Raw genomic sequence first — 23,577 nt, 5'->3', positions numbered from 1 at the left:
AAACTGCTCCCTGGCGAAGTCGCGCTCTAGTGTCCTCAGTGCACGCCCAACAGGTGAGGGGGAATCCATGCCGAGCACATCGCATTCGGGGATTCTGGGGACGATCGGCAAGACACCCCTGGTGAAGCTGGACCGCATGTTTCCTGGCGAGAACGCACACGTATACGCCAAGATCGAGCGGTTCAACCCAGGAGGCAGCATCAAGGACCGGAGTGGCCTGAACATGCTCCTCGAAGCCCTGCGCAGCGGCGACATAGAGCCGGGGCGTTCGGTGGTCGTGGAGTCCAGTTCGGGAAACCTCGCAGTAGGGCTCGCACAGATATGCAGGTACTTCAACCTGCGTTTCGTGTGCGTGGTGGACGCCAAGACCACGGAACAGAACCTGGCCATTCTCCGGGCCTACGGAGCCGAAGTGGAGGTCGTCGACGAGCGGGACGAGGAGACGGGCGAGTTCCTGCCCAACAGATTGCGCCGGGTGCGCGAACTCATGGCACGGATTCCGCACGCCTATTCGCCCAACCAGTACGCGAACCTGTTCAACCCGAAAGCGCACGAGAACACGATGCACGAGATCGTCGAGGCCCTCGACGGCCGCGTCGACTACCTCTTCGCCTCGGTGAGCACCTTCGGCACGCTGCGCGGCTGCGCGGACTACCTGCGCAAGGCGGGGCTCGGCACGAAGGTCGTCGCGGTCGACGCCGAGGGCAGCGCGATCTTCGATCAGTCGCCCACCCGCCGCCTCATCCCCGGCCACGGGGCCTCGGTGCGGCCGGCCCTGATGGACCCGGCGGCGGCGCACGAGGTGATCCACGTCTGCGATCTCGACTGCGTGGTGTTCTGCCGCCGGCTGGTCGGGCGCGAGGCGATCCTGGCCGGCGGATCGTCCGGCGCGGTGCTCGCCGCCGTGGACAAGTTCCTGCCGCGGATCGAGCCGGGTTCGGTGTGCGCCGTCATCTTCCCCGACGGCGGGGACCGCTATCTCAAGACCATCTACTCCGACGACTGGGTGCGCGAACACTTCGGTGAAGTCTCGCACCTGTGGAAAGGCTGACCCCTCATGCTCATCATCCGGCAAGCGGATGTGGAGAAGCTCCTCAGCAACAAGGAGCGGGAACACATCGATGCCGTCAGGGCGACCTATCTGCTCCACGAACAGGGCGCCACCGTCATTCCGCGCTCCGTCTTCCTGCGGTTTCCCGACCAGCCGTCCGACCGCATCATCGGGCTTCCGGCCTTCCGGGGCGGGGAGCACCCCGCGGCGGGGATGAAGTGGATATCCTCCTTCCCCGGAAACGTAGAGTCCGGAATTCCCCGGGCGAGCGCCGCCATGCTGCTCAACTCCCTGCGCACCGGCCACCCCGAGGCGCTGCTGGAAGGCTCCCTGATATCCGCCGCGCGCACGGCCGCCTCCGCCGCGCTCGCCGCCGAGATGCTTACCCGGGAGAGCCGCCCCACCGGAATCACCCTGGTCGGCTGCGGCGTCATCAACCTGGAGATCCTGCGTTATGTGAACGCGGCGATCGACACCCTCGAAGAAGTGACGATCCACGACAGTTCCGCGGCTCGCGCCGAGGAATTCGCGCGCCGCTGTGCGACATTGCTGCCGCAGGCCCGCGTCGCCGTGGTGGATTCCCTCGACGAGGCGCTGGCCGCCCAGCGGCTGGTGTCCTTCGCGACCTCCGCCGGCGTCCCGCACACCGATCTGACCGCGGTGGCGCCCGGGTCGGTCGTCCTGCACGTCTCGTTGCGCGACATCGACCCCGAGACGCTGCTGCACACGCACAACATCGTCGACGACGCCGACCACGTCTGCCGTGAGCTCACCTCGCTGCACCTGGCCGAGCGCATGAGCGGCCACCGCCGCTTCATCGACGCCTCGATCGGCCAGCTCATCGCCGGAACCCGCACCTTCACGCCGGACCCGGAGAAGGTGACCGTCTTCTCCCCGTTCGGGCTCGGGGTCCTCGACCTCGCCCTCGCCGTCGAGGTGCACACCGCGGCCCGGGAGCTCGGACTCGGCGTCGACGTCACCGACTTCCTCGCCTGAGCGCGCCCGCGGCCACCGCGGGCGCGGCCACGGCGCCCCGGGCGCCGGACACCACCCACCACCCCTTTCCGAAGGAGAACCACCATGTCCAGCGAGCAGACCTCCTACCGCGTCGTCCTCAACGACGAGGAGCAGTACTCGATCTGGTGGACCGACCGCGACCTGCCCGCCGGCTGGCGGGCCGAGGGCACCGAGGGAACCCGCGAGGAGTGCCTCGCGCGGATCGCCCAGGTGTGGACCGACATGCGTCCGCTGAGCCTGCGCGAACGCCTCGCCGCCTGACCACCGTCCCGCGAGGGCCCCGCTCAGGGCCCGTTCCCTCCATCCCATGCCTAGTTCACACCTGGCGCCAGTTCATTTGAGGAGTACCTGTTGAACGCCGCACAGTTGCCGGGGACGTCCCTGAGCGGAACCGTCTCCACCGCGCAGCCGGAGTCGCTGTCCGCGCTCTTCGCCGCGCAGGCCGCCCGCACCCCCGACGCGATCGCCGTCGTCGAGGGGGAGGGCCGCACGGTCGACTACCGCACGCTGGACGCCGCCGCCGAGCAGGTGGCGCGCTTCCTGCGGGCGGCGGGCGCCGGCCCCGGAACACTGGTCGGCGTCTGCCTGGACCGGGGCAGCGACCTCATCGCCACCCTCCTGGGCGTGGGACGGGCCGGGGCCGCCTACCTGCCCCTGGACCCCTCCCACCCCCAGGACCGGCTGACCGGGCTGCTCACCGACGGCGGGGCCGCCCTCCTCGTCGCCGAACCGCGGCTCGCCGCCCACATCGTCCCGCCGGGGGTACGCGCCCTCACCCCCGCCGACATCGACGCCACGGGCCTGTCCGACGCGCCGTTCGCGGCGCCCGACCCCGCCGACGTCGTCTGCACGATCTTCACCTCCGGCTCGACCGGCCGCCCCAAGGGCGTCCAGGTCACCCACGCCGGCCTCGCGGGCCGGATCGCCTGGTCCGTACGCAAGCACGGGCTGGGCCCCGACGACCGCTGGCTGTTCAAGACGTCCCCCGGCTTCGACGCGGCGGGCCTGGAGATCCACGCCCCGCTCGTCAGCGGCGGCCGGGTGGTCTGCGCCCCCGACGGCGCCGAGCGCGACCCGCGCGCCCTGCTGGCCGCCGCGGCCGACGCCGGGGCCACCGTGCTCCAGGCCGTGCCGTCCGTCCTGCGGCTGCTCGCCGAGGAGTCCGGCTGGGCCGGCTGCGACCGGCTGCGGCTGCTGTTCAGCGCCGGCGAGCCGCTCCACGCCGAACTGGTCGCGCGGCTGCGGCAGGCCGCGCCCGGCCCGGTCGAGGTGTGGAACACCTACGGGCCCACCGAGTGCTCCATCGACATCACCGCCCACCCCGCCGACCCCGCCCAGGAGTCCGGTCCCGTCCCGATCGGCCGCCCCCTCAAGGGCATGCGCGTCCTGGTCCTGGGCGCCGACGGCACCCCGGTCCCCCAGGGCGTCGCCGGTGAGCTGTACGCGGGCGGCACCGGCCTGGCCCGGGGGTACGCGGGCCGCCCCGACCTGACCGCCGAGCGCTTCGTGCCCGACGCGTACGGGCCGCCCGGCAGCCGCCTGTACCGCACCGGCGACCTCGTGCGCTGGAACACCGACGGCGTCCTGGAGTACCTGAGCCGCCTCGACGACCAGCTGAAGGTCAACGGCGTGCGCATCGAGCCCGGCGAGGTCGAGGCCGCGCTCACCGCCCACCCCGAGGTGACCGGGGCGGCCGTCGTCGCCTTCACCGCCGCGGACGGGGGCCGCCGGATCGGTGCGGCCGTCACCGCCCGGACCCGGATCGGCTCCGCCGACCTCCGCCGCCACCTGCGCACCCGGCTGCCCGACAGCCACGTACCGTCGCTCTTCCTGCCGCTGGACGCGCTGCCGCTCACCGCGAACGGCAAGGCCGACCGCAAGGCCGTCACCGCCCTCCTGGACGAGACGACGGCCACCGGACAGGACGCGTACGTCGCCCCGCGCACCCCCGCCGAACAGCAGGTCGCCGACGTCTGGGCGGCCCTGCTCGGCTGCGGGAAGGTCGGCGCGACCGACGACTTCTTCGCACTGGGCGGCACCTCCCTCCAGCTGACCCGGCTGGCCGCCCGGCTGCGCGCGGCGGGGGTCACGATCTCCATGCGCGGCCTGTTCAGCGCCACCACCGTGGAGGCGCAGGCCCGCCTGATCGACGCCCCGGCCGCCGACGCCGACGCCGTGACGGCCGTCCCGCGCACCGGTGAACTCCCGCTCTCCTCCGGCCAGCGGCGCCTCTGGGTCCTGGACCGGATGAACCCGGGCAGCCGCGAGTGGGTCGCCCCGCTGATCGTGCGCCTCCCGGCCGCCACCCCGGTCGCCGCCGTACAGGCGGCCCTGGACGAGCTGTCCGCCCGCCACGAGATCCTGCGCACCCGCTACGAGGAGAGGGACGGCGAACCCCGGCAGGTGATCGGCGCCCCCCTCCCGGTGGAGCTGCGGGTGGCCGACACCGGCCGCGAGGAGCTGGCCGGCCGCTTCGAGGAGCAGTTCGCCCGCGGCTTCGACCTGGCGGCCGGACCGCTGTGGCGGGCGCTGCTCGCCCGCGTCCCCGGTGAGGACCACGTCCTGCTGGTCACCCTGCACCACATCGCCTGCGACGGCTGGTCCACGGTCGTCCTCGAACGCGAGCTGCGCGAACTGTGCGCGGCCTCCGTCGAGCGCCGCGCGCCCCGGCTGGCCGCGCCGGGCCTCCAGTACGCCGACTACGCCTCCTGGCAGAGCAGGCGGCTCACCGACGCGTTCCTGGCCGGGGAGCTGGCGCACTGGCGCGCCGCACTCGACGGCGTCGAGCCCGTGGAGCTGCCGGCGGACCGGCCCCGGCCCGCCGAGCGGGACTCCCGCGGCGCGGTCGTGCCGATCCGCGTGGAGCCGGAGCTGTTCGCACGGGTGGAGAAGCTGGGCCGCGACCACGCCGCGACCCCGTTCATGACCCTGCTGACGGTCTTCGCCACCGTGGTGGCCCGCTACAGCGGCCGGTGGGACGTCCCGGTCGGCACACCGGTGGCGGGGCGCGGCCGGCCGGAGGTGGCCGGCACCGTGGGGTTCTTCCTCAACTCCCTCGTGGTGCGTTGCGCACTGGAGGGCGACCCCACCTTCGAGGAGGCGCTGGGCCGGGTGCGGGCCGCGTCCGTGGCGGCCTTCTCCCACCAGGACCTGCCCTTCGACCGGCTCGTGGACGAGCTGGCGCCGGAGCGCGACCTGTCGCGCACCCCGCTCTACCAGGTCGCCTTCGACATGCACAGCGAAGGCGTCACCAGCGTCGCCACCGGCACCGCCGACCTCGCCGCCTTCGCCGAGGCGTGGACGGTCGCCAAGACGGACCTGTCGGTCTTCGTGGGCCGCTCCGCCGACGGCGCCCTGGAGGGGGTCCTGGAGTACGCGACCGCCCTCTTCGACGAGGCCACGGTCGTCCGCTTCAAGGAGCACTTCGTCCGGGTCATGGAGGAGGTCACCACCCGGCCCGGGGTGCGGCTGTCGGAGGTGGCGCTGCTGCGCCCCGAGGAGCGCGCCCTCGTGCTGGACGGGTGGAACGCGACCGGGGCCGATCTCGGGGACGCGAGCGTCGTCCGGCGCTTCGAGGAGCAGGCCCGGGCCACGCCCGAGGCGCCCGCGGTCTCCTTCGGCGACGCCTCGGTGACGTACAAGCAGCTCGACCTGCGGGCCGACCAGCTCGCGCACCACCTGCGCGCGCTGGGCGTGCGCCCGCACACTCCGGTCGGCGTGCTGCTCGACCGGGGGCCCAACCTGCTCGCGGCGTTCCTCGGCGTGTGGAAGGCCGGCGCGTCCTACGTGCCGATCGACCCGTCCTACCCGGCCGAGCGGATCGCCTCGATGCTGGAGACGGCCGGCGCCGCCTTCGCGGTGACGCAGGAGGCGTACGGGGAACGGTTCAGCGGCTTCACGACCGTGCTCGTCGACCGGGACCGGGCCGCGATCGACGCCCGTCCCCGCACGGCCCCCGAGCGGGTGGAGGACCCGCAGGCGCTGGCGTACACCGTCTTCACCTCCGGCTCGACCGGCCGCCCCAAGGGCGTCGAAGTCACCCACCAGGGGCTGGCCAACCACGTCGCCTGGGCGGCACGGGAGCTGGCCTCCCAGGGGCAGGGCGGGGCACCGCTGTTCTCCTCGGTCGCCTTCGACCTCGTCGTCCCCAACCTCTGGGCCCCCCTCGTCACCGGCCAGAAAGTCCACACCGTCGCCCAGGACACCGACATGGCCGACCTCGGACGGGAACTCGCCGGATCACGTCCCTACAGCTTCATCAAACTGACCCCCGGACACCTCGACGTGCTGGCCGAGCAGTTGACGCCCGAGCAGGCCGCCTCCCTCGCCCCCGTGCTCGTCGTCGCCGGGGAAGCCTTCACCCGCGCCACCCTGGAACGCTGGCGGGCCCTCGCCCCCCACACCCGCCTGATCAACGAGTACGGACCCACCGAAGCGTCCGTCGGCACCTGCGTCTACCCGGTACCGGCCGACGAAACGGCCGAGGTACTGCCCATCGGCACCCCCCTGCCCAACATGACGATGTACGTCCTCGACGCGGCGCTCGAACCCACCCCGGTGGGCGTTCCGGGCGAGCTGTACGTGGGCGGGACCGGGGTGGCCCGCGGCTACGCCGGACGCCCGGACCTGACCGCCGACCGCTTCGCACCCGACCCGTACGGGCCCCCCGGCAGCCGCCTCTACCGCACCGGCGACCTCGTCCGCACCCGCCCCGACGGCGCCGTCGAATTCCTCGGCCGCCTCGACGACCAGGTCAAGATCCGCGGCTACCGCATCGAACCCGGCGAGATCCAGAGCGTCCTCGCCGACCACCCCGCCGTCCGCGAAGCAGTGGTGGTGCCGCGCACGACCCCGGTCGGCGAGCTCCGCCTGGTGGCGTACTACGTGTCCGCCGACGGCAGCGCGGTCGACGCGGCCGACCTCGGGAAGCACGCCGCCGCCCGGCTGCCCGACTACATGCTCCCCGCCGCCTACGTCGCCCTCGACGCCATCCCCCTCAACGCCAACGGCAAGACCGACAAACGCGCCCTCCCCGACCCCGACGACACCGCGGGCGCCCCGGGGGGCCTCGCCCCCCGCACCGTCACCGAGGAGCGGATCGCCGACATCTGGAGCGAACTCCTCGGCACCCGGGTGGGCGTGGAGGACAGCTTCTTCCAGAGCGGCGGGAACTCGATCCTCGCCATCCGCCTCATCTCGCGGATCCAGGAGGAGTTCGACATCGACTTCAAGGTGCGCACCGTCTTCGAGGGCCCGACCGTGGCCCGGCTCGCCGCCGCCGTGGAGGCCGCGGTCGTCGCCGAGATCGACGCGGAGCTGGCCGCGCTCCCCCCGGCCGCCTCCCCGCACGCAACCCCGCACGCAACCCCGACGAACGGCCAGGCACTGGCGAAGGAGTTCACCGCATGAGCACGGACGCGATCACCCCCGTCGGCCTCGGCGCCGAGGGGATCGGGGCGGGCCCGGAGGCCCAGGCCGTCGAGCAGGCCCGCCAGGAGCTGATCCGGCGGCGCCTGGCCGGCCGGGGCGCCGGCCGCAGATCGGCGATACCCCGGGCCGACCGGGCGGCCCCCCTGCGGCTCTCCTACGGCCAGGAACAGATGTGGTTCCTCAGCCGCCTCGACCCGGACAGCACCCAGTACCTCGTACCGCTCGTCGTCACCCTGACCGGGCCCCTCGACGCGGACCTGCTCGGCGCCGCCTGGCAGCGCCTCACCGACCGCCACGAGATCCTGCGCACCCGCTACACCCTGGCCGGGGAGGACCCGGTCCAGGTCGTCTCCGACGCCGAGCGGGCCGTCCTGCCCCTCGTCGACCTGACCGGCACCGCCCCCGGCGCGCGGACGACCGCCGTCCAGGACGTCATCGACCGCGAGCTGTTCCTCCCCTTCGACCTGGAGCGCGACCTGCCCGTCCGGGGCCGGCTGCTGCGGCTCGCCGACGACGAACACGTCCTGGCCCTGGTCTTCCACCACATCGCCTGCGACGCCTGGTCCACCGAGGTCGTCGCCCGTGAGCTGAGCGCCCTCTACACGGCCCTCGCCGAGGGTACGGAGCCCGCCCTCCCCCCGGTCCCCGTGCAGTACGCCGACTTCGCCGCCTGGCAGCGCGCCGAGATGTCCGGCGCGACGCTGGAGCGCCACCTCGACTACTGGAAGAGCCAGCTCGTCGGGCTCACCCCCGTCGAACTGCCCACGGACCGCCCCCGCAAGGCCGTCCGTGACGCGTCCGGCGCCACCACGGCCTTCTCCCTGCCCGGTGAACTCGCCACCCGGCTCCGGGCGTTCGCCGAGGACCAGGACGCCACCCTGTTCATGGTGGTCCTGGCCGCCTACCACGGCCTGCTCGCCCGGTACACCGGCACCGCCGACATCGCGGTCGGCACCGTCGTCTCCGGACGCGGCCGCCCCGAGCTCCAGGGCATGGTCGGCTACGGCATCAACAGCCTGGTCCTGCGGGGCCACTGGGAGGACGAGCCGACCTTCCGCGAGCTGGTGGCCCGCACCAAGGACACCGTGCTGGGCGCCTTCGACCACCAGGGCGTGCCCTTCGCCCAGCTCATCGACGCCGTACAGCCCGAACGCGACCTCTCCCGCAACCCGCTGTTCGACGTGGCGCTGACCATGCACGGCGAGCGCACCGAAGCCTTCGCCCTGCCGGGCATCGCCGCCGAACCCTTCCGGGGCGAGGGCGACGCCGCCAAGTACGACCTCGACCTCCAGTTCCGCGAGGGGGCCGACGGGGCCCTGCACGGGCACCTGGAGTACGCCGTCGAACTCTTCGACCGCGCCACCGCCGAGCGGCTCACCGGACACCTGGTGCGGCTGCTGGACGCGGCCGTCACCACCCCGGACCGCGAGGTCGGCGCCCTCGGCCTGCTCGGCGCGGACGAGCACGCCCTGCTCACCGCGGGCGCCGCCCTCACCGGCGAGGTCACCGGCACCGTGCACGGCGCCTTCGAGGCGCAGGTCCGGCGCACCCCGGACTCCGTCGCCGTCACCTTCGGGGCCGAGGAGCTGACGTACGCGCAGCTCAACGAACGGGCCAACCGCATCGCCCACCGCCTGCGGGCGGCGGGCGTCGGCCCGGAGACCCTCGTGGGCGTCTGCCTGGAGCGCTCGGCCGATCTGGTCCCCGCGCTGCTCGGCGTCCTCAAGGCGGGCGGCGCCTATCTGCCGCTCGACCCGGCGGCCCCGGCCGACCGGCTCGGCTTCATGATCGCCGACGCCGGCGTCCCGGTCGTCGTCACGCAGAGCGCGCACGCGGAGCTGCTCGCCCCGCTGCACTCCGGCACCACCCTGGTCCTGGACGCGGACGGGGCGCCGGAGGCGGCCCCGGCCCACGACCCGGAGCCCGTCACGGGCGCCGACCACCTCGTCTACGTCATCTACACCTCGGGCTCCACCGGCCGCCCCAAGGGCGTCTGCCTCACCCACGCCAACGTGCTGCGCCTGTTCGAGGCCACCGGCCGGCGCACCGGTTTCCGCGCCGACGACGTGTGGACGCTGTTCCACTCCTACGCCTTCGACTTCTCCGTGTGGGAGATGTGGGGCGCGCTGCTGCACGGCGGGCGGCTGGTCGTCGTGCCGAAGGAGGTGACCCGCGACCCGTCCGCCTTCCTCGACCTGCTCGTCGACCAGCGGGTCAGCGTCCTCAACCAGACGCCCTCCGCGTTCCGCGCCCTGGTCGCCACCGCCCGCGAGGGCGACCCGCGCGTGGACCGGCTGGCGCTGCGCACCGTCGTCTTCGGCGGGGAGAAGCTGGAGGTCGCCGACCTGCGGCCGTGGGCCGACCGGCTCGGCCTCGCCCGGCCGACGCTCGTCAACATGTACGGGATCACCGAGACCACCGTGCACGTCACCCACCACGAGCTGACCGCCACCGACCTCGGCGCGGGCGCCAGCCCCGTCGGCGTCGCCCTCGACGACCTGGCCGTCCACCTCCTCGACGGACGCGGCAACCCCGTCCCCGTCGGGGTCTACGGCGAGATCCACGTGGCGGGGCGCGGTGTGGCGCGCGGCTACCTGGGCCGGCCCGAGCTGACCGCCGAACGCTTCGTGCCCGACCCGTTCGGGGAGCCCGGGAGCCGCCTCTACCGCAGCGGCGACGTGGCGCGCCGGCTCGCCGACGGCAGCCTGGAGTTCCTCGGCCGCAACGACGAACAGGTCAAGATCCGCGGCTTCCGCATCGAGCTGGGCGAGATCAACGCCGCGCTCGGTGCGCAGGAAGGCGTCCGCGACACCGTGGTCCTGGCCCGTGAGACCGCCCCCGGCGACCGCCGGCTCGTGGCCTACGTGGTGCCCGCGCCCGGTACGGAGTTCGACGCCGCCGCCCTGCGCGCCGCGCTCGGCCGCGACCTGCCCGAGTACATGGTCCCGTCCTCCTTCGTCGCCCTCGACCGGCTGCCGCTGACCGTGAACGGCAAGCTCGACGCCAAGGCGCTGCCAGCCCCCCGGCCCGGCGCCGTGCGCGCCGCCGGCCAGACGTACACCGCGCCGCGCACCGATCTGGAGCGCCGGGTGGCCGCGATCTGGGGCGAGGTCCTCACGATCCCGTCCGTCGGCGTCCACGACAGCTTCTTCGACCTGGGCGGGCATTCGCTGCGCGCCATCAACCTCGCCGGGCACCTGCGCGAGGCCGGTCTCGACGTCTCCGTGCGCGACCTCTTCGAGCACCGCACGGTGGCCCGGCTGGCGGAGCGGCTCGCCGAACGCGCGCCGGTGGTCCGTACGGCCGGCGTCCAGCCCTTCGAGCTGGTCACGGCCGCCGACCGGGAGCGGATGCCGGCGGGCCTGGCCGACGCGTACCCGATGTCGCAGGTCCAGATCGGCATGGTCGTCGAGATGCTCAGCGACGACCGCCACCCGTACCACAACTCCACGTCGTTCCGGGTCCGGGACGACCGGCCTTTCTCCATCGAGGCGCTGCGTGCGGCGGTCCGGGCCGCCGTGGCGCGCCACGAGGTCCTGCGCACCTCCTTCGACCTCAACTCCTATGACGTACCGATGCAGTTGGTGCACCGTGACGTCGAGCCTCCGGTCGCGGGCAACGATCTCGGGGGCCTGGACGCCGCCGGCGTCGAGAGCGCGCTGCGGGAGTTCACCGCCCGTGAGCGGGCCGCGCTCATCCCGCTGGACGCGGCCCCGCAGCTGCGGCTGACCGGGCACGCCTGCGACGACGGCAGCTGGTGGCTGACGATCACCGAGTGCCACGCCATCCTCGACGGCTGGAGCCACCACTCCCTCCTGATGGAGCTGGTCGAGGGGTACGACCGGGCGCGCGGCGGCGCCGCGATCGCGCGTCCCGAGGCGCCGGGCGTCCGGTTCGCGGACTTCGTCGCGGCCGAGCTGGCCTCGCGCGAGGAGGGCGCGGACCGCGCGTACTGGACGGAGATCGTCGAGCGCTACGAGCCGTTCGCCTTCCCGGAGGCGTGGGCGGGCGACGGGGAGGCGGGCGACCCGCACCGCGTCAAGGTTCCCGTGCACGACCTGGAGGACCGGCTGCGCGCCCTGGCCTCGGCGGCCGGCGCGTCCTTCAAGAGCGTGCTGCACGCCGCGTACCTCACGACGATGAGCGCGGTCACCGGCCAGGAGAGGTTCTTCACCGGCCTGGTCTGCAACGCGCGCCCCGAGGCGCTGGGTGCCGACGGCGTCTACGGCATGCACCTCAACACCCTGCCGTTCGCCTTCGACGGCGCCTTCGGCACCTGGACCGACCTGGTGGCACGGGTCTTCGGCCGCGAGGTGGAGCTGTGGCCGCACCGCGGCTACCCGATGCCCGACATCCAGCGTGCCGCGCAGGACTCCGGCCGGCTGGTCTCGGTCCGCTTCAGCTACCACGACTTCGACCAGGTCGACCGCGAGCAGGTCGACTACCTGGCGAGCATCGACGACAGCCCCACCGAGTTCCCGCTCGGCGTCTCCGCCCGCCTGGGCCACCTCTTCCTCACCGGCGGACGCAAGCACCTGAGCGAGCAGGCCCTGCGGCGCCTCGCGGGCATCCTGCGGCAGGTGCTGGAGGCCATGGCCGCCGACCCGCTCGGCGACGCCGCCGCCTCCTGCCTGCCCCCGGCCGACCGGGACCGCCTGCTGGCCGAAGGCGCCGGTGAGCGGGCCGATTTCGGCACCGCCTCCGTACCGTCCCGGTTCGAGGAGCAGGCCCGCCGCACCCCGGGCGCGACGGCCGTCTCGCAGGCCGGCACGTCGGTGACGTACGCGGAGCTGGACGCGCGCGCCAACCGGCTCGCGCACCACCTCCTGGCCCGGGGCGTGCGCCCCCACACTCCGGTCGGCGTGCTGCTCGACCGGGGACCCGACCTGCTCGCGGCGTTCCTCGGCGTGTGGAAGGCCGGCGCGTCCTACGTGCCGATCGACCCGTCCTACCCGGCCGAGCGGATCGCCTCGATGCTGGAGACGGCCGGCGCCGCCTTCGCGGTGACGCAGGAGGCGTACGAGCCACGGTTCAGCGGCTTCACGACGGTACGGATGGACGACGCGGCGATCGACGCGCGGCCGGCCACCGCCCCGGAGCGGGTGGAGGACCCGCAGGCGCTGGCGTACACCGTCTTCACCTCCGGCTCGACCGGCCGCCCCAAGGGCGTCGAAGTCACCCACCAGGGGCTGGCCAACCACGTCGCGTGGGCGGCACGGGAGTTGGCCTCCCAGGGGCAGGGCGGGGCACCGCTGTTCTCCTCGGTCGCCTTCGACCTCGTCGTCCCCAACCTGTGGGCCCCGCTCGTCACCGGCCAGAAGGTCCACACCGTCGCCCAGGCCACCGACATGGCCGACCTGGGCCGTGAGGTGGCCGCAGGGGGGCCGTACAGCTTCATCAAGCTGACCCCCGGTCATCTCGACGTGCTGGCGGAGCAGTTGACGGCCGAGCAGGCCGCGTCCCTCGCCCCGGTGCTCGTCGTCGCGGGTGAAGCCTTCACCCGCGCCACTCTGGAACGCTGGCGGGCCCTCGCCCCCCACACCCGCCTGATCAACGAGTACGGACCCACCGAGGCGTCCGTCGGGACCTGCGTGTACCCGGTACCGGCCGAGGAGCCGTCCGAGGTGCTGCCCATCGGGCACGCCCTGCCCAATATGACGATGTACGTCCTGGACCGGTGGCTCCAGCCGGTCGCCACCGGTGTCCCGGGCGAGCTGTACGTCGGTGGGTCCGGGGTGGCCCGCGGCTACGCGGGACGCCCGGACCTGACCGCCGACCGCTTCGCACCCGACCCCTACGGGCTCCCCGGCAGCCGCCTCTACCGCACCGGCGACCTCGTCCGCACCCGCCCCGACGGCGCCGTCGAATTCCTCGGCCGCCTCGACGACCAGGTCAAGATCCGCGGCTACCGCATCGAACCCGGCGAGATCCAGAGCGTCCTCGCCGACCACCCCGCCGTCCGCGAAGCGGTGGTCGTGGCCCGCGCCTCCGCCACGGGTGAGACGCACCTCGTGGCGTACTACGTGACCGCCGACGGCAACGCGGTCGACGCGGCCGGGCTCGGCGAGCACGCCGCCGCCCGGCTGCCCGACTACATGCTCCCCGCCGCCTACGTCGCCCTCGACGCCATCCCCCTCAACGCCAACGGCAAGACCGACAAACGCGCCCTCCCCGACCCCGACGACACCGCGCTCGGCGCCGGCACCCCCTATGTCGCCCCGCGCACCGGAACCGAGGCGCGCGTCGCCGAGATCTGGGCGCAGGTACTCCAGTTGGAGCGGGTCGGCGTCGAGGACGGGTTCTTCGACCTCGGGGGCCACTCCATCCGCGCCGTCGCCCTGGTCGGCGCCCTGCGCGCCGCCGGGTTCGACGTCGGGGTGCGCGAGGTCTTCGAGCACCGCACGGTCGCCGAGCTCAGCGAGTTCCTGACCGGGCGCCCCGCGCCGGCCGAGGCGGCGCCGCCCGTCGAGCCGTTCGCGCTGCTCGGCCCGGACGACCGGGCCCGGCTGCCCGAGGGGACCGTCGACGCCTACCCGATGTCGCAGGTCCAGCTCGGCATGATCGTGGAGATGCTCGCCGACGAGGAGAAGCGCGCCTACCTCAACGTGGCGTCCTTCCGCATCACCGACGGCGTCCCCTTCGAGGTCGCCGCGTTCCGCCGGGCCCTCGACATCGTCACCCGGCGCCACGAGATGCTGCGCACCTCCTTCGACCTCGACGGCTACAGCACGCCCCTCCAGATCGTCGCCCCCACCGCCCACGTGCCGCTGGCGGTCGAGGACCTCAGGCTCGCGGGCGACCGGGAGGAGCGGACGCGCGCCATCCTCACCGAGGAGCGCGCCGTCCTCTTCGACCTGGCGAAGGCGCCGCTGCTGCGGATGACCGCGCAGCTGGAGGACGACCACGCCTGGCGGCTCGTCGTCACCGTCTGCCACGCCATCACCGAGGGCTGGAGCCACCGGGCCCTGCTCATGGAGCTCCTGGAGACCTACCGCGCGCTGCGGGACGGTGGCGAACCGGCTCCGTACACCGCCCCTCCGGTGCGCTACGCGGACTTCATCGCCGCCGAACTGGCCTCCTTGGACTCCGAGGACGACCGCGCCTACTGGAAGGACGTGGTGAGCGGCCACGCCCCGTTCGCGCTGCCCGCCCCGTGGGCCGGGAACCCCCTCGCCCCGCGCGAGAAGTACCGGGCGGCGGTCGAGCTCTTCGACCTCCAGCCCAGGCTGCGCGCGCTCGCCACGCAGGCCCAGGTGTCGCTGAAGAGCGTCCTGCTCGCCGCCCACCTGAAGGTCCTCTCCCTGCTCACCGAGGAACCCGCCTTCCACAGCGGCCTGGTGTGCAGCGCGCGCCCCGAGTCGCCGGGCGCCGAGCGGGTGTACGGCATGTACCTCAACACGCTGCCGTTCGCCTTCGCCGGGGCGCGGGGCACCTGGACCGACCTCGTACGGGAGGTGTTCGCCGCCGAAGGGCGCGTCTGGGACCGCCGGCGCTTCCCGATGCCGGTCATCCAGCGCGACGCCGGGGCCGGCCGGCTCCTCGACGTCCGCTTCAGCTACCAGGACTTCGACCACGTCGACACCGGGCTGGTCGACCCCGAGGCCAGCAGCGGCGAGGGCGGCACCGAGTTCGCCCTCGCGGTCTCCGCCGTCTCCGGGCACCTGCTGCTGACCACCCACACCCACGCCCTGGCCCGCGAGCACGCCGACCGGCTGACCGGCCTGTACCGGCAGGTCCTCGAGGCGATGGCCGCCGACCCGGACGGCAGCGCGGAGTACGCCCCGCTGCCCGCGGGCGAGGCGGAGCGGCTGGGGGCCCTCAACGAGACCGCCGAGGAGTACCCGGCGCTCTCCGTCCTGGAGCGCTTCGAGCGGCAGGCCCGGGCCACCCCCGGGGCGGTCGCCGTCACCTTCCGGGGCGAGGAGGTCACGTACCGGGAACTGGACGAGGCCGCCAACGCGATCGGCCACCGCCTGCTCGCCGAGAACGCCGGCCCGGAGTCCGCCGTCGGCGTGCTCCTCGACCGCTCGCCCCGGCTCATCGCGACGCTCCTCGGGGTGTGGAAGGCGGGCGCGGCGTACGTGCCGGTCGACCCGTCCTACCCGGCCGGGCGCATCGCCTCCATGCTGGAGACGGCCGGCGCGACGCACGCGGTCACCCAGCCCGAGTACGCGGCGCGCTTCGGCGGCCTCACCCCGCTCCTGGTGGGCGAGGGCCCGGAGAGGCAGGAGCGGGCGCCCGCCCGGACCGACGACCCCGACCGGCTCGCGTACGTCATCTTCACCTCCGGCTCGACGGGCCGGCCCAAGGGCGTCCAGATCCCGCACCGGGGCCTGGCCAACCACGTGGCCTGGGCGGCGGCGGAGCTGGCCGCGCGCGGCACCGGCGGCGCACCGCTGTTCTCGTCCGTCGCCTTCGACCTGGTCGTGCCCAACCTGTGGGGTCCGCTGGTCACCGGGCAGGCCGTGCACGTCGTTCCGCAGGACACCGTGCCGGGCGACCTCGCGGAAGCGCTCATGGACCGGGCCCCGTACAGCTTCGTGAAGCTGACCCCGGGCCACCTCGACATCCTCTCCGAGCAGCTCGCCACCGACGAGGTGGACCGGCTCGCCCGGGTGTTCGTCGTCGCGGGCGAGGCGCTGCCCGCCGCCACCGCCAACCAGGCGCTCGAACTCCTGGGCGCGGGACGGATGATCAACGAGTACGGGCCCACCGAGGCGTCCGTCGGCTCGACCGTCCACCCGGTGACCGCGCCGGTCGCCCTCGACGTGGTGCCGATCGGCACGCCCCTGCCGAACATGACCACCCACGTCCTGGACCGGGCCATGCGCCGGGTGCCCGTGGGCGTGGTCGGCGAGCTGTACGTCGGCGGGACCGGCGTGGCACGCGGCTACGCGGGCCGCCCCGACCTGACCGCGGAGCGCTTCGTCCCCGACCCGTACGGGCCCACCGGGGGGCGGCTCTACCGCACCGGCGACCGGGTGCGGATGCTCGCCGACGGCGCGGTCGAGTTCCTCGGCCGCCTGGACGACCAGGTCAAGATCCGCGGCTACCGCGTCGAGCTCGGCGAGGTGCAGGCCGTCGTGGCCGCCCACCCCGCCGTGCGGGACGCCGTGGTCACGGTCCACGAACCCACCCCCGGCGACAAGCGCCTCGTCGCCCACTGCGTGCCGCACGAAGGACAGCGGCTCCCCGACGCCTCGGCCCTCGCCGAGGAATGCGGCCTGCGGCTCCCCGCGTACATGGTCCCCTCGGCGTTCGTCGCCCTGGAGGCCATGCCGCTCAACGCCAACGGCAAGGTCGACCGGCGGGCGCTGCCCGCCCCCGACCGCTCCGCCCTGCGCGGCGACGACCACCCCTACGTCGCCCCGCGCACCCCCACCGAACAGCTCCTCGCCACGATCTGGCAGGAGGTGCTCGGCGTCGGAACCGTCGGCATCCACGACCGGTTCTTCGACCTCGGCGGCCACTCCATCCTGATGATCCAGGTACTGGCCGCCGCCCGGCGGGCGGGCCTCACCGTCTCCGTCTGGCGCATGTACCAGCACGGAACCCTCGTGGACCTGGCCGCGGCCATCGACGAGGACGCACGCGAGGCGGAGGCGGAGGCGGCCCCCGCGGCCCCCGCCGCCCCCGCCCGCGTGGAGGTCTCCGCCGACCTGCTGGCCTCGCTGCTCGACCGCGCGAGCGGCGGAGACAGCGCCAAGCTGGCCGAGGGGCCGCTCGCGGAGGTGGCCGCCCTGATCGGGCGGCCGGCCGCACCGGCGTTCCCCCTCGACGAGCTGAGGGCTCTCATGGCCGAGCACCGGGTGCCCGGTGTGAGCGTCGCCGTTCTCGGCGCCGACGGCTCGACCGAGCTGCACGGCGTCGGCCACCTGCGGGCAGGGGGCGGCGAACCGGTGACCCCGGGGACGCTGTTCCAGGTCGGCTCGATCAGCAAGCACGTCACGGCGTTCGCCACCCTGCGACTCGTGGCCCAGGGGCTCATCGGCCTCGACGACCCGATCGACCGGCACCTCACCTCGTGGCACCTCGCCGACCTGCCCGAGGCGCCCGGACCGGTCACGGTCCGCCAGCTCCTCGGGCACACGGCGGGCTTCGCACGCCACCGCAGCGTCGGGTTCCGGCCCGGCGGGCGCGTGCCCACCCTGCGGGAACTGCTCGACGGGACCGGGCCGGTATCCACCCCCCGGGTCAGCCGACAGCTCGTCCCCGGTGAGGTCTTCCGCAAGAGCAGCACGCACTACTGGGTGCTGCAGCAGCTCCTGGAGGACGCCACCGGCCAGTCCTTCCAGGAGCTGATGGACCGGCTCGTGCTGACGCCCATGGAGCTCACGGGCAGCAGCTTCGACCAGTCCTTCCCGCACACCGCCGGGCGCCCCGTGGCGCTCGGCCACCACGTGAAGGGCAAGCACCTGGAGGGCGGCTGGCGCGACCGCGCCCACCTCGCCGCCGCCGGGCTGTGGACGACCGCCGAGGACCTCGGCAAGGTCGCCCGCCACTTCCGGGCCGCACTCCTCGGCCTGGACGGCGCCCTGATCCCCCGGGAGACCGCCGCCGAGCTGCTCCACACCCATCCGGGCAGCTTCTACGGACTCGGCACCATCGTCGACGACACGGGCGACGACGCCGAGTTCGGGCACGGCGGTGAACCGGCCGGCTACTGGAACCTCTCGCTCACCCATCTCAGGAGCGGGGTGGGGCTGGTCGCGCTGACCAACTCCGACAGCGGCAAGGACGTCGTCAAGTTCCTCACGGCACACCTCAGCAAGCGTGAGAACTCCTTCGGCCAGGGCGAGTTGATGGCCGACTGGGCGGCGGCCGGCACCGGCGCCGACGCCCCGGCCGACCACCCTCTGCTCACCCCCGTGGTGACGGAGGAGCCCCGGGCCTGATCCGACGCCGGGCCGCCCCGACCGGGCGGCCCGGCCCCCCGGCCGACTTCCACCCCCTCCAGGAGGACTCCGTGACCCACCCGCCCGCACGCCACCTCATCTCCATCGACGACCTCTCCGACTCCGACCTGCGCCGGATCGTCCACGACGGCGTGGCCTTCGCCCGGTCCGGCCCCGGCGCCCGGCGCCCGCTGGCCGACCAGGTGGTGGGCGTCTACTTCAAGCGGACCTCCACCCGGACCCGCACCGCCTTCTCCAGCGGCGCGCTGCGCCTGGGCGGCCACCTGATCACGTACGGGGCCGGGGACCTCCAGCTCAACACCGGCGAGACCAGCGAGGACACCGGCGCGGTCCTCTCCGGGATGCTCGACGTGCTGGTCGCCCGCACCGCCGACGACCCGGCCGAGATGCGGGCCTGGGCGAACCAGCGGCGGATGTCCGTCATCAACGCCATGAGCGCCGACGAGCACCCCACCCAGGCGCTCACCGACCTCACCACCCTCCAGGCCCACTTCGGCCGCCTGGACGGCCTGCGCGTCCTGTACGTCGGCGAGGGCAACAACTCCGCCTCCGCGCTCGCCCTGGCCCTGACCCGCTTCGAGGGCGCGCACCTCGACCTGCGCACCCCGCCCGGCTACGGCCTCGACCCCGCTTTCCTCGACCGCGCCCGGCGCACCGCCGCCCGCTGCGGCTCGACCGTCACCGAACGCCACGACATGACCGGCCTGCCGGAGGAGGTCGACGCCGTCTACACCACCCGCTGGCAGACCACCGGCACCACCAAGGCCGACCCCGACTGGCGGCGGGTCTTCGCCCCCTTCCAGGTCACCGCCGACCTCTGGCGGACCAGCCCCGGAGCCGTCTTCCTCCACGACCTGCCGGCGCACCGCGGCGACGAGGTCACCGCCGAGGTCCTGGACGGGCCGCACAGCCTCGCCTTCCAGCAGGCCGAGAACAAGATGCACAGCGCCATGGCGGTCCTCGCCTGGGCCCGCGGCGCGCGGGACGGTTCCGAGGCAGCGGCCACCGCATGAGCCTCCTCGACGAAGCGCCGGCCGCCGCGCCCCCGCCGCTGCGCCGCAACCGCGACTTCCTGCTGCTGTGGGGCGGGGCCGGGTTCACCCTGCTCGGTTCCCGCGCCTCCATGGTCGCCTACCCGCTGCTGCTGATCTGGTCCACCGGATCGGCGACCGCGGGGGCCGTGGCGGCGGCGGCGGCGCAACTGCCCCACCTCCTGGTGCAGTTGCCCGCGGGCGTCCTGGTCGACCGCTGCGACCGGCGGCGGCTGATGGTGCTGTGCAGCGCGGGCTGCGCGCTCAGCACCCTCAGCGTGGTGGCCGCCGTGGCGAGCGGCCGGGTGTGGCTCGCGCACCTGGCGGCGGCCGCCTTCGTCGAGGGCTCCCTGATGGTCTGCTACCGGCTCGCCGAACGGGCGACCGTGCGCCATGTCGTCCCCGCCGCACAGCTCACCGCCGCGCTCTCCGGCAGCGAGGCGCGCGGCCGCGCCGCCGGGCTGCTCGGCCAGCCCCTGGGCAGCACGGCGTTCGCGCTCGCCCGCTGGTCGCCGTTCCTGCTGGCCGGCACCGCCCATCTGCTCTCGCTCGCCGCGGTGCTGCTCATCCGCTCCCCGTTCCAGGGCCCCGCCGAGCACCGGCCGCCCCGCGAGCGGCTGGGCCCGCAGATCGCCCAGGGGCTGCGCTGGCTGTGGCGCAACACCTTCCTGCGCCTGGTCATGCTGCTGGTCTCCGGCAGCAACGTGCTCTTCCAGGCCCTCGCCCTGCTCCCCGCCTTCGTCCTGTACGAGGACGGGCTGTCGCCCGGCACGGTCGGCGTCATCGCCGCCATCAGCGGGGCCGGCGGCGCGCTCGGCGCCCTGGCCGGCGGCCGGGCGATGAAGCTCCTGGGGCTGCCGTCCCTGGTCCGCTGGGCGCTGGTCGCCTGGGCGGTCCTGGTCCCCGCGCTCGCGCTGACCCGCTCGCCCTGGCTGCTCGGCGCGCTCTTCGCCGTGATGAGCATGGTCGGCGGCGCCGTGAACGTGGCGGGCGGCGTCCACCAGGTGCTCACCACCCCCGACCGGCTCCAGGGCCGCGTCAACAGCGCCCTCCAGCTGGCGGGTTCGGGCGCCAACGCGCTCGGCGCCCTCCTCGGCGGGCTGCTCCTGGACGCGACCGGCGCGGCCGGCACGGCCGCCGCCCTCGGCGCGGCGATGGCCGCGCTCGCGCTCACCGCGCTCCTCATCGACCTTCCACGACACCACCGGAACACTCCTCAAGGAGATCAGGAATGAACACAACGCCCAGCTGGTCCCCGCTCGTCATCACCCCGCAGGACGCGGGCGTCGAGGCCTCGGCCGCCGGCCTGCTCCGCGTGGTCGGCGACACCGCGGCCATCAGCGACCAGCTCGTCAAGGAGAAGGCGCTCGTCTTCCGGGGTTTCGGCGTCACCGAGGAGACGCTCGACCCGGTCATGGACGAACTGCTCCCCAACCGCCTCGCCTACGTGCACGGCAACTCGCCCCGCACCAAGGTCGGCAAGAACGTCTACACCTCCACGGAGTACCCGCAGGAGTTCACCATCTCGATGCACAACGAGATGTCCTACGCCGCCGCCTGGCCGGCCCGGCTGCTGTTCTTCTGCCAGAAGGCGGCCGCGACCGGGGGCGCGACGCCCGTCACCGACTCCGCGCTGTGGCTGGCCTCGCTCGACGACGAGGTGCGCGAGGCGTTCGCCGGCGGGGTCCGCTACCAGCAGAACCTCCACGACGGGCTCGGCCTCGGCAAGAGCTGGCAGGACACCTTCGAGACCACCGACCGCGGTGTGGTGGAGGAGTTCCTCACCCGGACCGAGGCGGAGTACGCGTGGCAGCGCGACGGCTCGCTGCGGGTGCGCCAGATCCGGCCCGCCACCGCCGTCCACCCGGTGACCGGTGACGAGGTCTGGTTCAACCAGTCCGACCAGTGGCACCCGGCCGGGCTCGGCGACGACACGGCCGCCGCGCTCGCGCAGATCCTCTCCGCCGACGAGCTGCCGCAGTCCGTGACGTTCGCCGACGGCTCCCCCATCCCCGACGCCCACATCCTGCAGATCCGGGACCGGGGCCTGGAGCACGCCCGCGACTGCGACTGGAACACCGGCGACCTCATGCTCATCGACAACATGCTCGTGTCGCACGGCCGCCGCCCCTTCACGGGCTCCCGCCGGGTGCTCGTGGCGATGTCCGACTGAGGCGCCGTGAGCGACAGCGACTCCCCGGCGGAGTACCGGGCGCTGGTGGCGGACGGCGGTGTGCACGTCTGGCAGGGCTCGACCCGCGACGCGCCGCCCGCCGCCGCCCTGCGGCTGCTCTCCGCCGCCGAACGCACCGTGATGCTGCGCAGGCCGCCCACCGAGGGAGTGCGGTATGCGGGGGCGCACATCGCCGTGCGGCAGATCCTCTCCCGCTACCTGGGCGTCCCCGCGGCGGGCCTGCGCTTCGGCACCCGGCCCTGCCCCTGGTGCGCCGACCCCGGCCACGGCCGCCCCGTCGTCGCCGGCCCCCCGACCGGCCTCGACTTCAACCTCTCGCACGCCGGACCGCACTGGGCCCTGGCGGTCACCACCGCGGGCCCGGTCGGCATCGACATCGAGGACGGGCGCTCCGGCAGCTCGGCCGGGACCGCGGAGCTGGTGCTCTCCGCGTCCGAACTGACCTACGTGAACAGCCGGCCGGAGGGCGCCGCGCGGGAAGCGGCCTTCCTCCGGTGCTGGACCAGGAAGGAGGCGGTGGTGAAAGCGATCGGCACCGGCATCACGGCGGACCTCCACGAACTGGAGGTCCGCCCCGAACGCCCGGGCCCGCTGACCGTGCGCAGCACCGGGCAGGGCGGCGCCGGCTCGTGGCTGGTGCAGGACCTGCCCGGCACGGGCGGCCTGTTCGTCGCCCTCGCCCGGCCCGCCGGCAGCACCGGCCCGGTCGTTCCGCGAGCCCTGACCAGCGCCCCCGGCACCACGGCGCCCCCCGTCCCCGCACGGGAGACCGCCGCCTCCCTGCTCGTACCCTTCCGTTCCTGAAGGAGCCCGTCACCATGACCATCACCACAACGCCCCTGCTCGACCCCACCGTCCGTGCCGGCCACCTGCCGCACGTGTACGAGGCGCCGGCCGCCGGCATCCCGGTCGCGGAGTTCATCGAGGGCAACCGCCCCGCCATCCGGGCCGCGCTGCACTCCCGCGGGGCCGTGCTGCTGCGCGGCTTCGACGTGGCCGGCGTCGACGGCTTCAACGGCTCCGTGCACGCCCTGTCGGGCACGCCGCCGCTGACGTACGCCGAGCGCTCCTCGCCCCGTTCCACCATCAAGGGCCAGGTCTACACCTCGACCGACTACCCGGCGGACGAGGAGATCTTCCTGCACAACGAGAACTCCTACCAGGCCGTCTGGCCGCAGGCGCTGTACTTCTACTGCATCGAGCCGGCCCACACCCTGGGCGCCACCCCGCTCGCCGACATCCGCCAGGTGCTCCGCGCCATCGACCCGGACGTGCGGGAGGAGTTCACCCGCCGCCGCTGGCGCGTGGTGCGCAACTTCCACGAGGACTTCGGCGTTCCCTGGCAGCAGGCGTTCAACACCGACGACCGGGCCGCCGTCACCGCGTACTGCGAGGGCAAGGGGCTGGGCGTCGAGTGGACCGCCGGCGGACTGCGGACCACGGCGGTCCGCGACGCCGTGCACCGCCACCCGGTGACCGGCGAGGACGTGTGGTTCAACCACATCACGTTCTTCCACGTCAGCACGGTCGCTCCGGACGTCCGCGAGGGCCTTCAGGAGATCTTCGCCGACGAGGACCTGCCGACCAACTCCTACTACGGTGACGGCGCCCCCATCCCCGACGACGTGGTGGCCCACCTGCGCCAGTGCTACCGCGACGCCTCCACCCGGTTCGACTGGCAGCGCCACGACATCCTGGTGGTGGACAACATGCTCGCCGCCCACGCCCGTGAGCCGTTCACCGGGCCGCGCAGGATCGCGGTGGCGATGGCCGAGCCGTCGCAGCCGGCGGCCGGCTGAACCGCCGCCCGCCGGACGCACGAGGGGGCCGGGCGCCCCCCCCGGGCGGGCGGGGGCCCGGGGCCCCCCCCCGGGCGCCGGGGCCCCCCCCCCCCGCGGGGCGCCCCCCGCCCCGGCCGGCGGCGCCCGCCCCCCCCCC

Annotated in this window: 10 protein-coding genes; all 10 read left to right on the top strand. The window is 74.1% G+C overall.

The features are described from left to right. The first annotated feature begins 67 nt into the window (after positions 1 to 67). The 10 genes from sbnA (at position 68) to ACH4K1_RS00005 (ending at position 23,438) form a co-directional block, all read left to right on the top strand. Positions 68 to 1,051, top strand: coding sequence for a 2,3-diaminopropionate biosynthesis protein SbnA (gene sbnA / locus ACH4K1_RS00050; RefSeq protein ID WP_398084720.1), 984 nt, complete (start codon positions 68 to 70; stop codon positions 1,049 to 1,051). Between the two features lie 6 nt (positions 1,052 to 1,057). Continuing rightward, positions 1,058 to 2,047: a 2,3-diaminopropionate biosynthesis protein SbnB gene (gene sbnB / locus ACH4K1_RS00045; RefSeq protein ID WP_398084718.1), complete on the top strand. Its 990-nt coding sequence runs from the start codon at positions 1,058 to 1,060 to the stop codon at positions 2,045 to 2,047. 84 nt (positions 2,048 to 2,131) lie between these two features. Next, complete coding sequence (locus ACH4K1_RS00040) at positions 2,132 to 2,329, top strand: MbtH family protein (protein WP_228989518.1); 198 nt, start codon at positions 2,132 to 2,134, stop codon at positions 2,327 to 2,329. 90 nt (positions 2,330 to 2,419) lie between these two features. Then, a complete protein-coding gene (locus ACH4K1_RS00035; protein ID WP_398084715.1) occupies positions 2,420 to 7,477 on the top strand; it encodes an amino acid adenylation domain-containing protein in 5,058 nt (1,685 codons plus the stop codon). Beyond that, entirely contained in the window at positions 7,474 to 18,393 is a 10,920-nt protein-coding gene (locus ACH4K1_RS00030) for an amino acid adenylation domain-containing protein (protein WP_398084712.1), read from the top strand. The genes ACH4K1_RS00035 and ACH4K1_RS00030 overlap by 4 nt, the downstream gene beginning before the upstream one ends. 71 nt (positions 18,394 to 18,464) lie before the next feature. Next, positions 18,465 to 19,427 carry an ornithine carbamoyltransferase gene (locus ACH4K1_RS00025; RefSeq protein ID WP_398084711.1) on the top strand — a complete coding sequence of 321 codons (963 nt, stop codon included), beginning with the start codon at positions 18,465 to 18,467 and terminating at the stop codon, positions 19,425 to 19,427. Then, positions 19,424 to 20,680 (top strand): MFS transporter, encoded by a 1,257-nt coding sequence (locus tag ACH4K1_RS00020; RefSeq protein WP_398084708.1) that lies wholly within the window; start codon positions 19,424 to 19,426, stop codon positions 20,678 to 20,680. The genes ACH4K1_RS00025 and ACH4K1_RS00020 overlap by 4 nt, the downstream gene beginning before the upstream one ends. Continuing rightward, the gene (locus tag ACH4K1_RS00015) at positions 20,677 to 21,618 is read left to right on the top strand and encodes a TauD/TfdA family dioxygenase (RefSeq protein ID WP_398084706.1); all 942 of its coding nucleotides are present in this window, start codon (positions 20,677 to 20,679) and stop codon (positions 21,616 to 21,618) included. The genes ACH4K1_RS00020 and ACH4K1_RS00015 overlap by 4 nt, the downstream gene beginning before the upstream one ends. Positions 21,619 to 21,624: 6 nt before the next feature. Continuing rightward, positions 21,625 to 22,443 carry a 4'-phosphopantetheinyl transferase family protein gene (locus tag ACH4K1_RS00010; RefSeq protein WP_398084703.1) on the top strand — a complete coding sequence of 273 codons (819 nt, stop codon included), beginning with the start codon at positions 21,625 to 21,627 and terminating at the stop codon, positions 22,441 to 22,443. Positions 22,444 to 22,457: 14 nt separating this feature from the next. Continuing rightward, the gene (locus ACH4K1_RS00005) at positions 22,458 to 23,438 is read left to right on the top strand and encodes a TauD/TfdA family dioxygenase (protein WP_398084701.1); all 981 of its coding nucleotides are present in this window, start codon (positions 22,458 to 22,460) and stop codon (positions 23,436 to 23,438) included. Positions 23,439 to 23,577 lie beyond the last annotated feature (139 nt).

Source organism: Streptomyces sp. NPDC017448 (assembly GCF_044330565.1).
Lineage (GTDB): Bacteria > Actinomycetota > Actinomycetes > Streptomycetales > Streptomycetaceae > Streptomyces.
The sequence above is the reverse complement of the archived record's forward strand: the minus strand, read 5'-3'. Positions and strand labels throughout refer to the sequence as shown.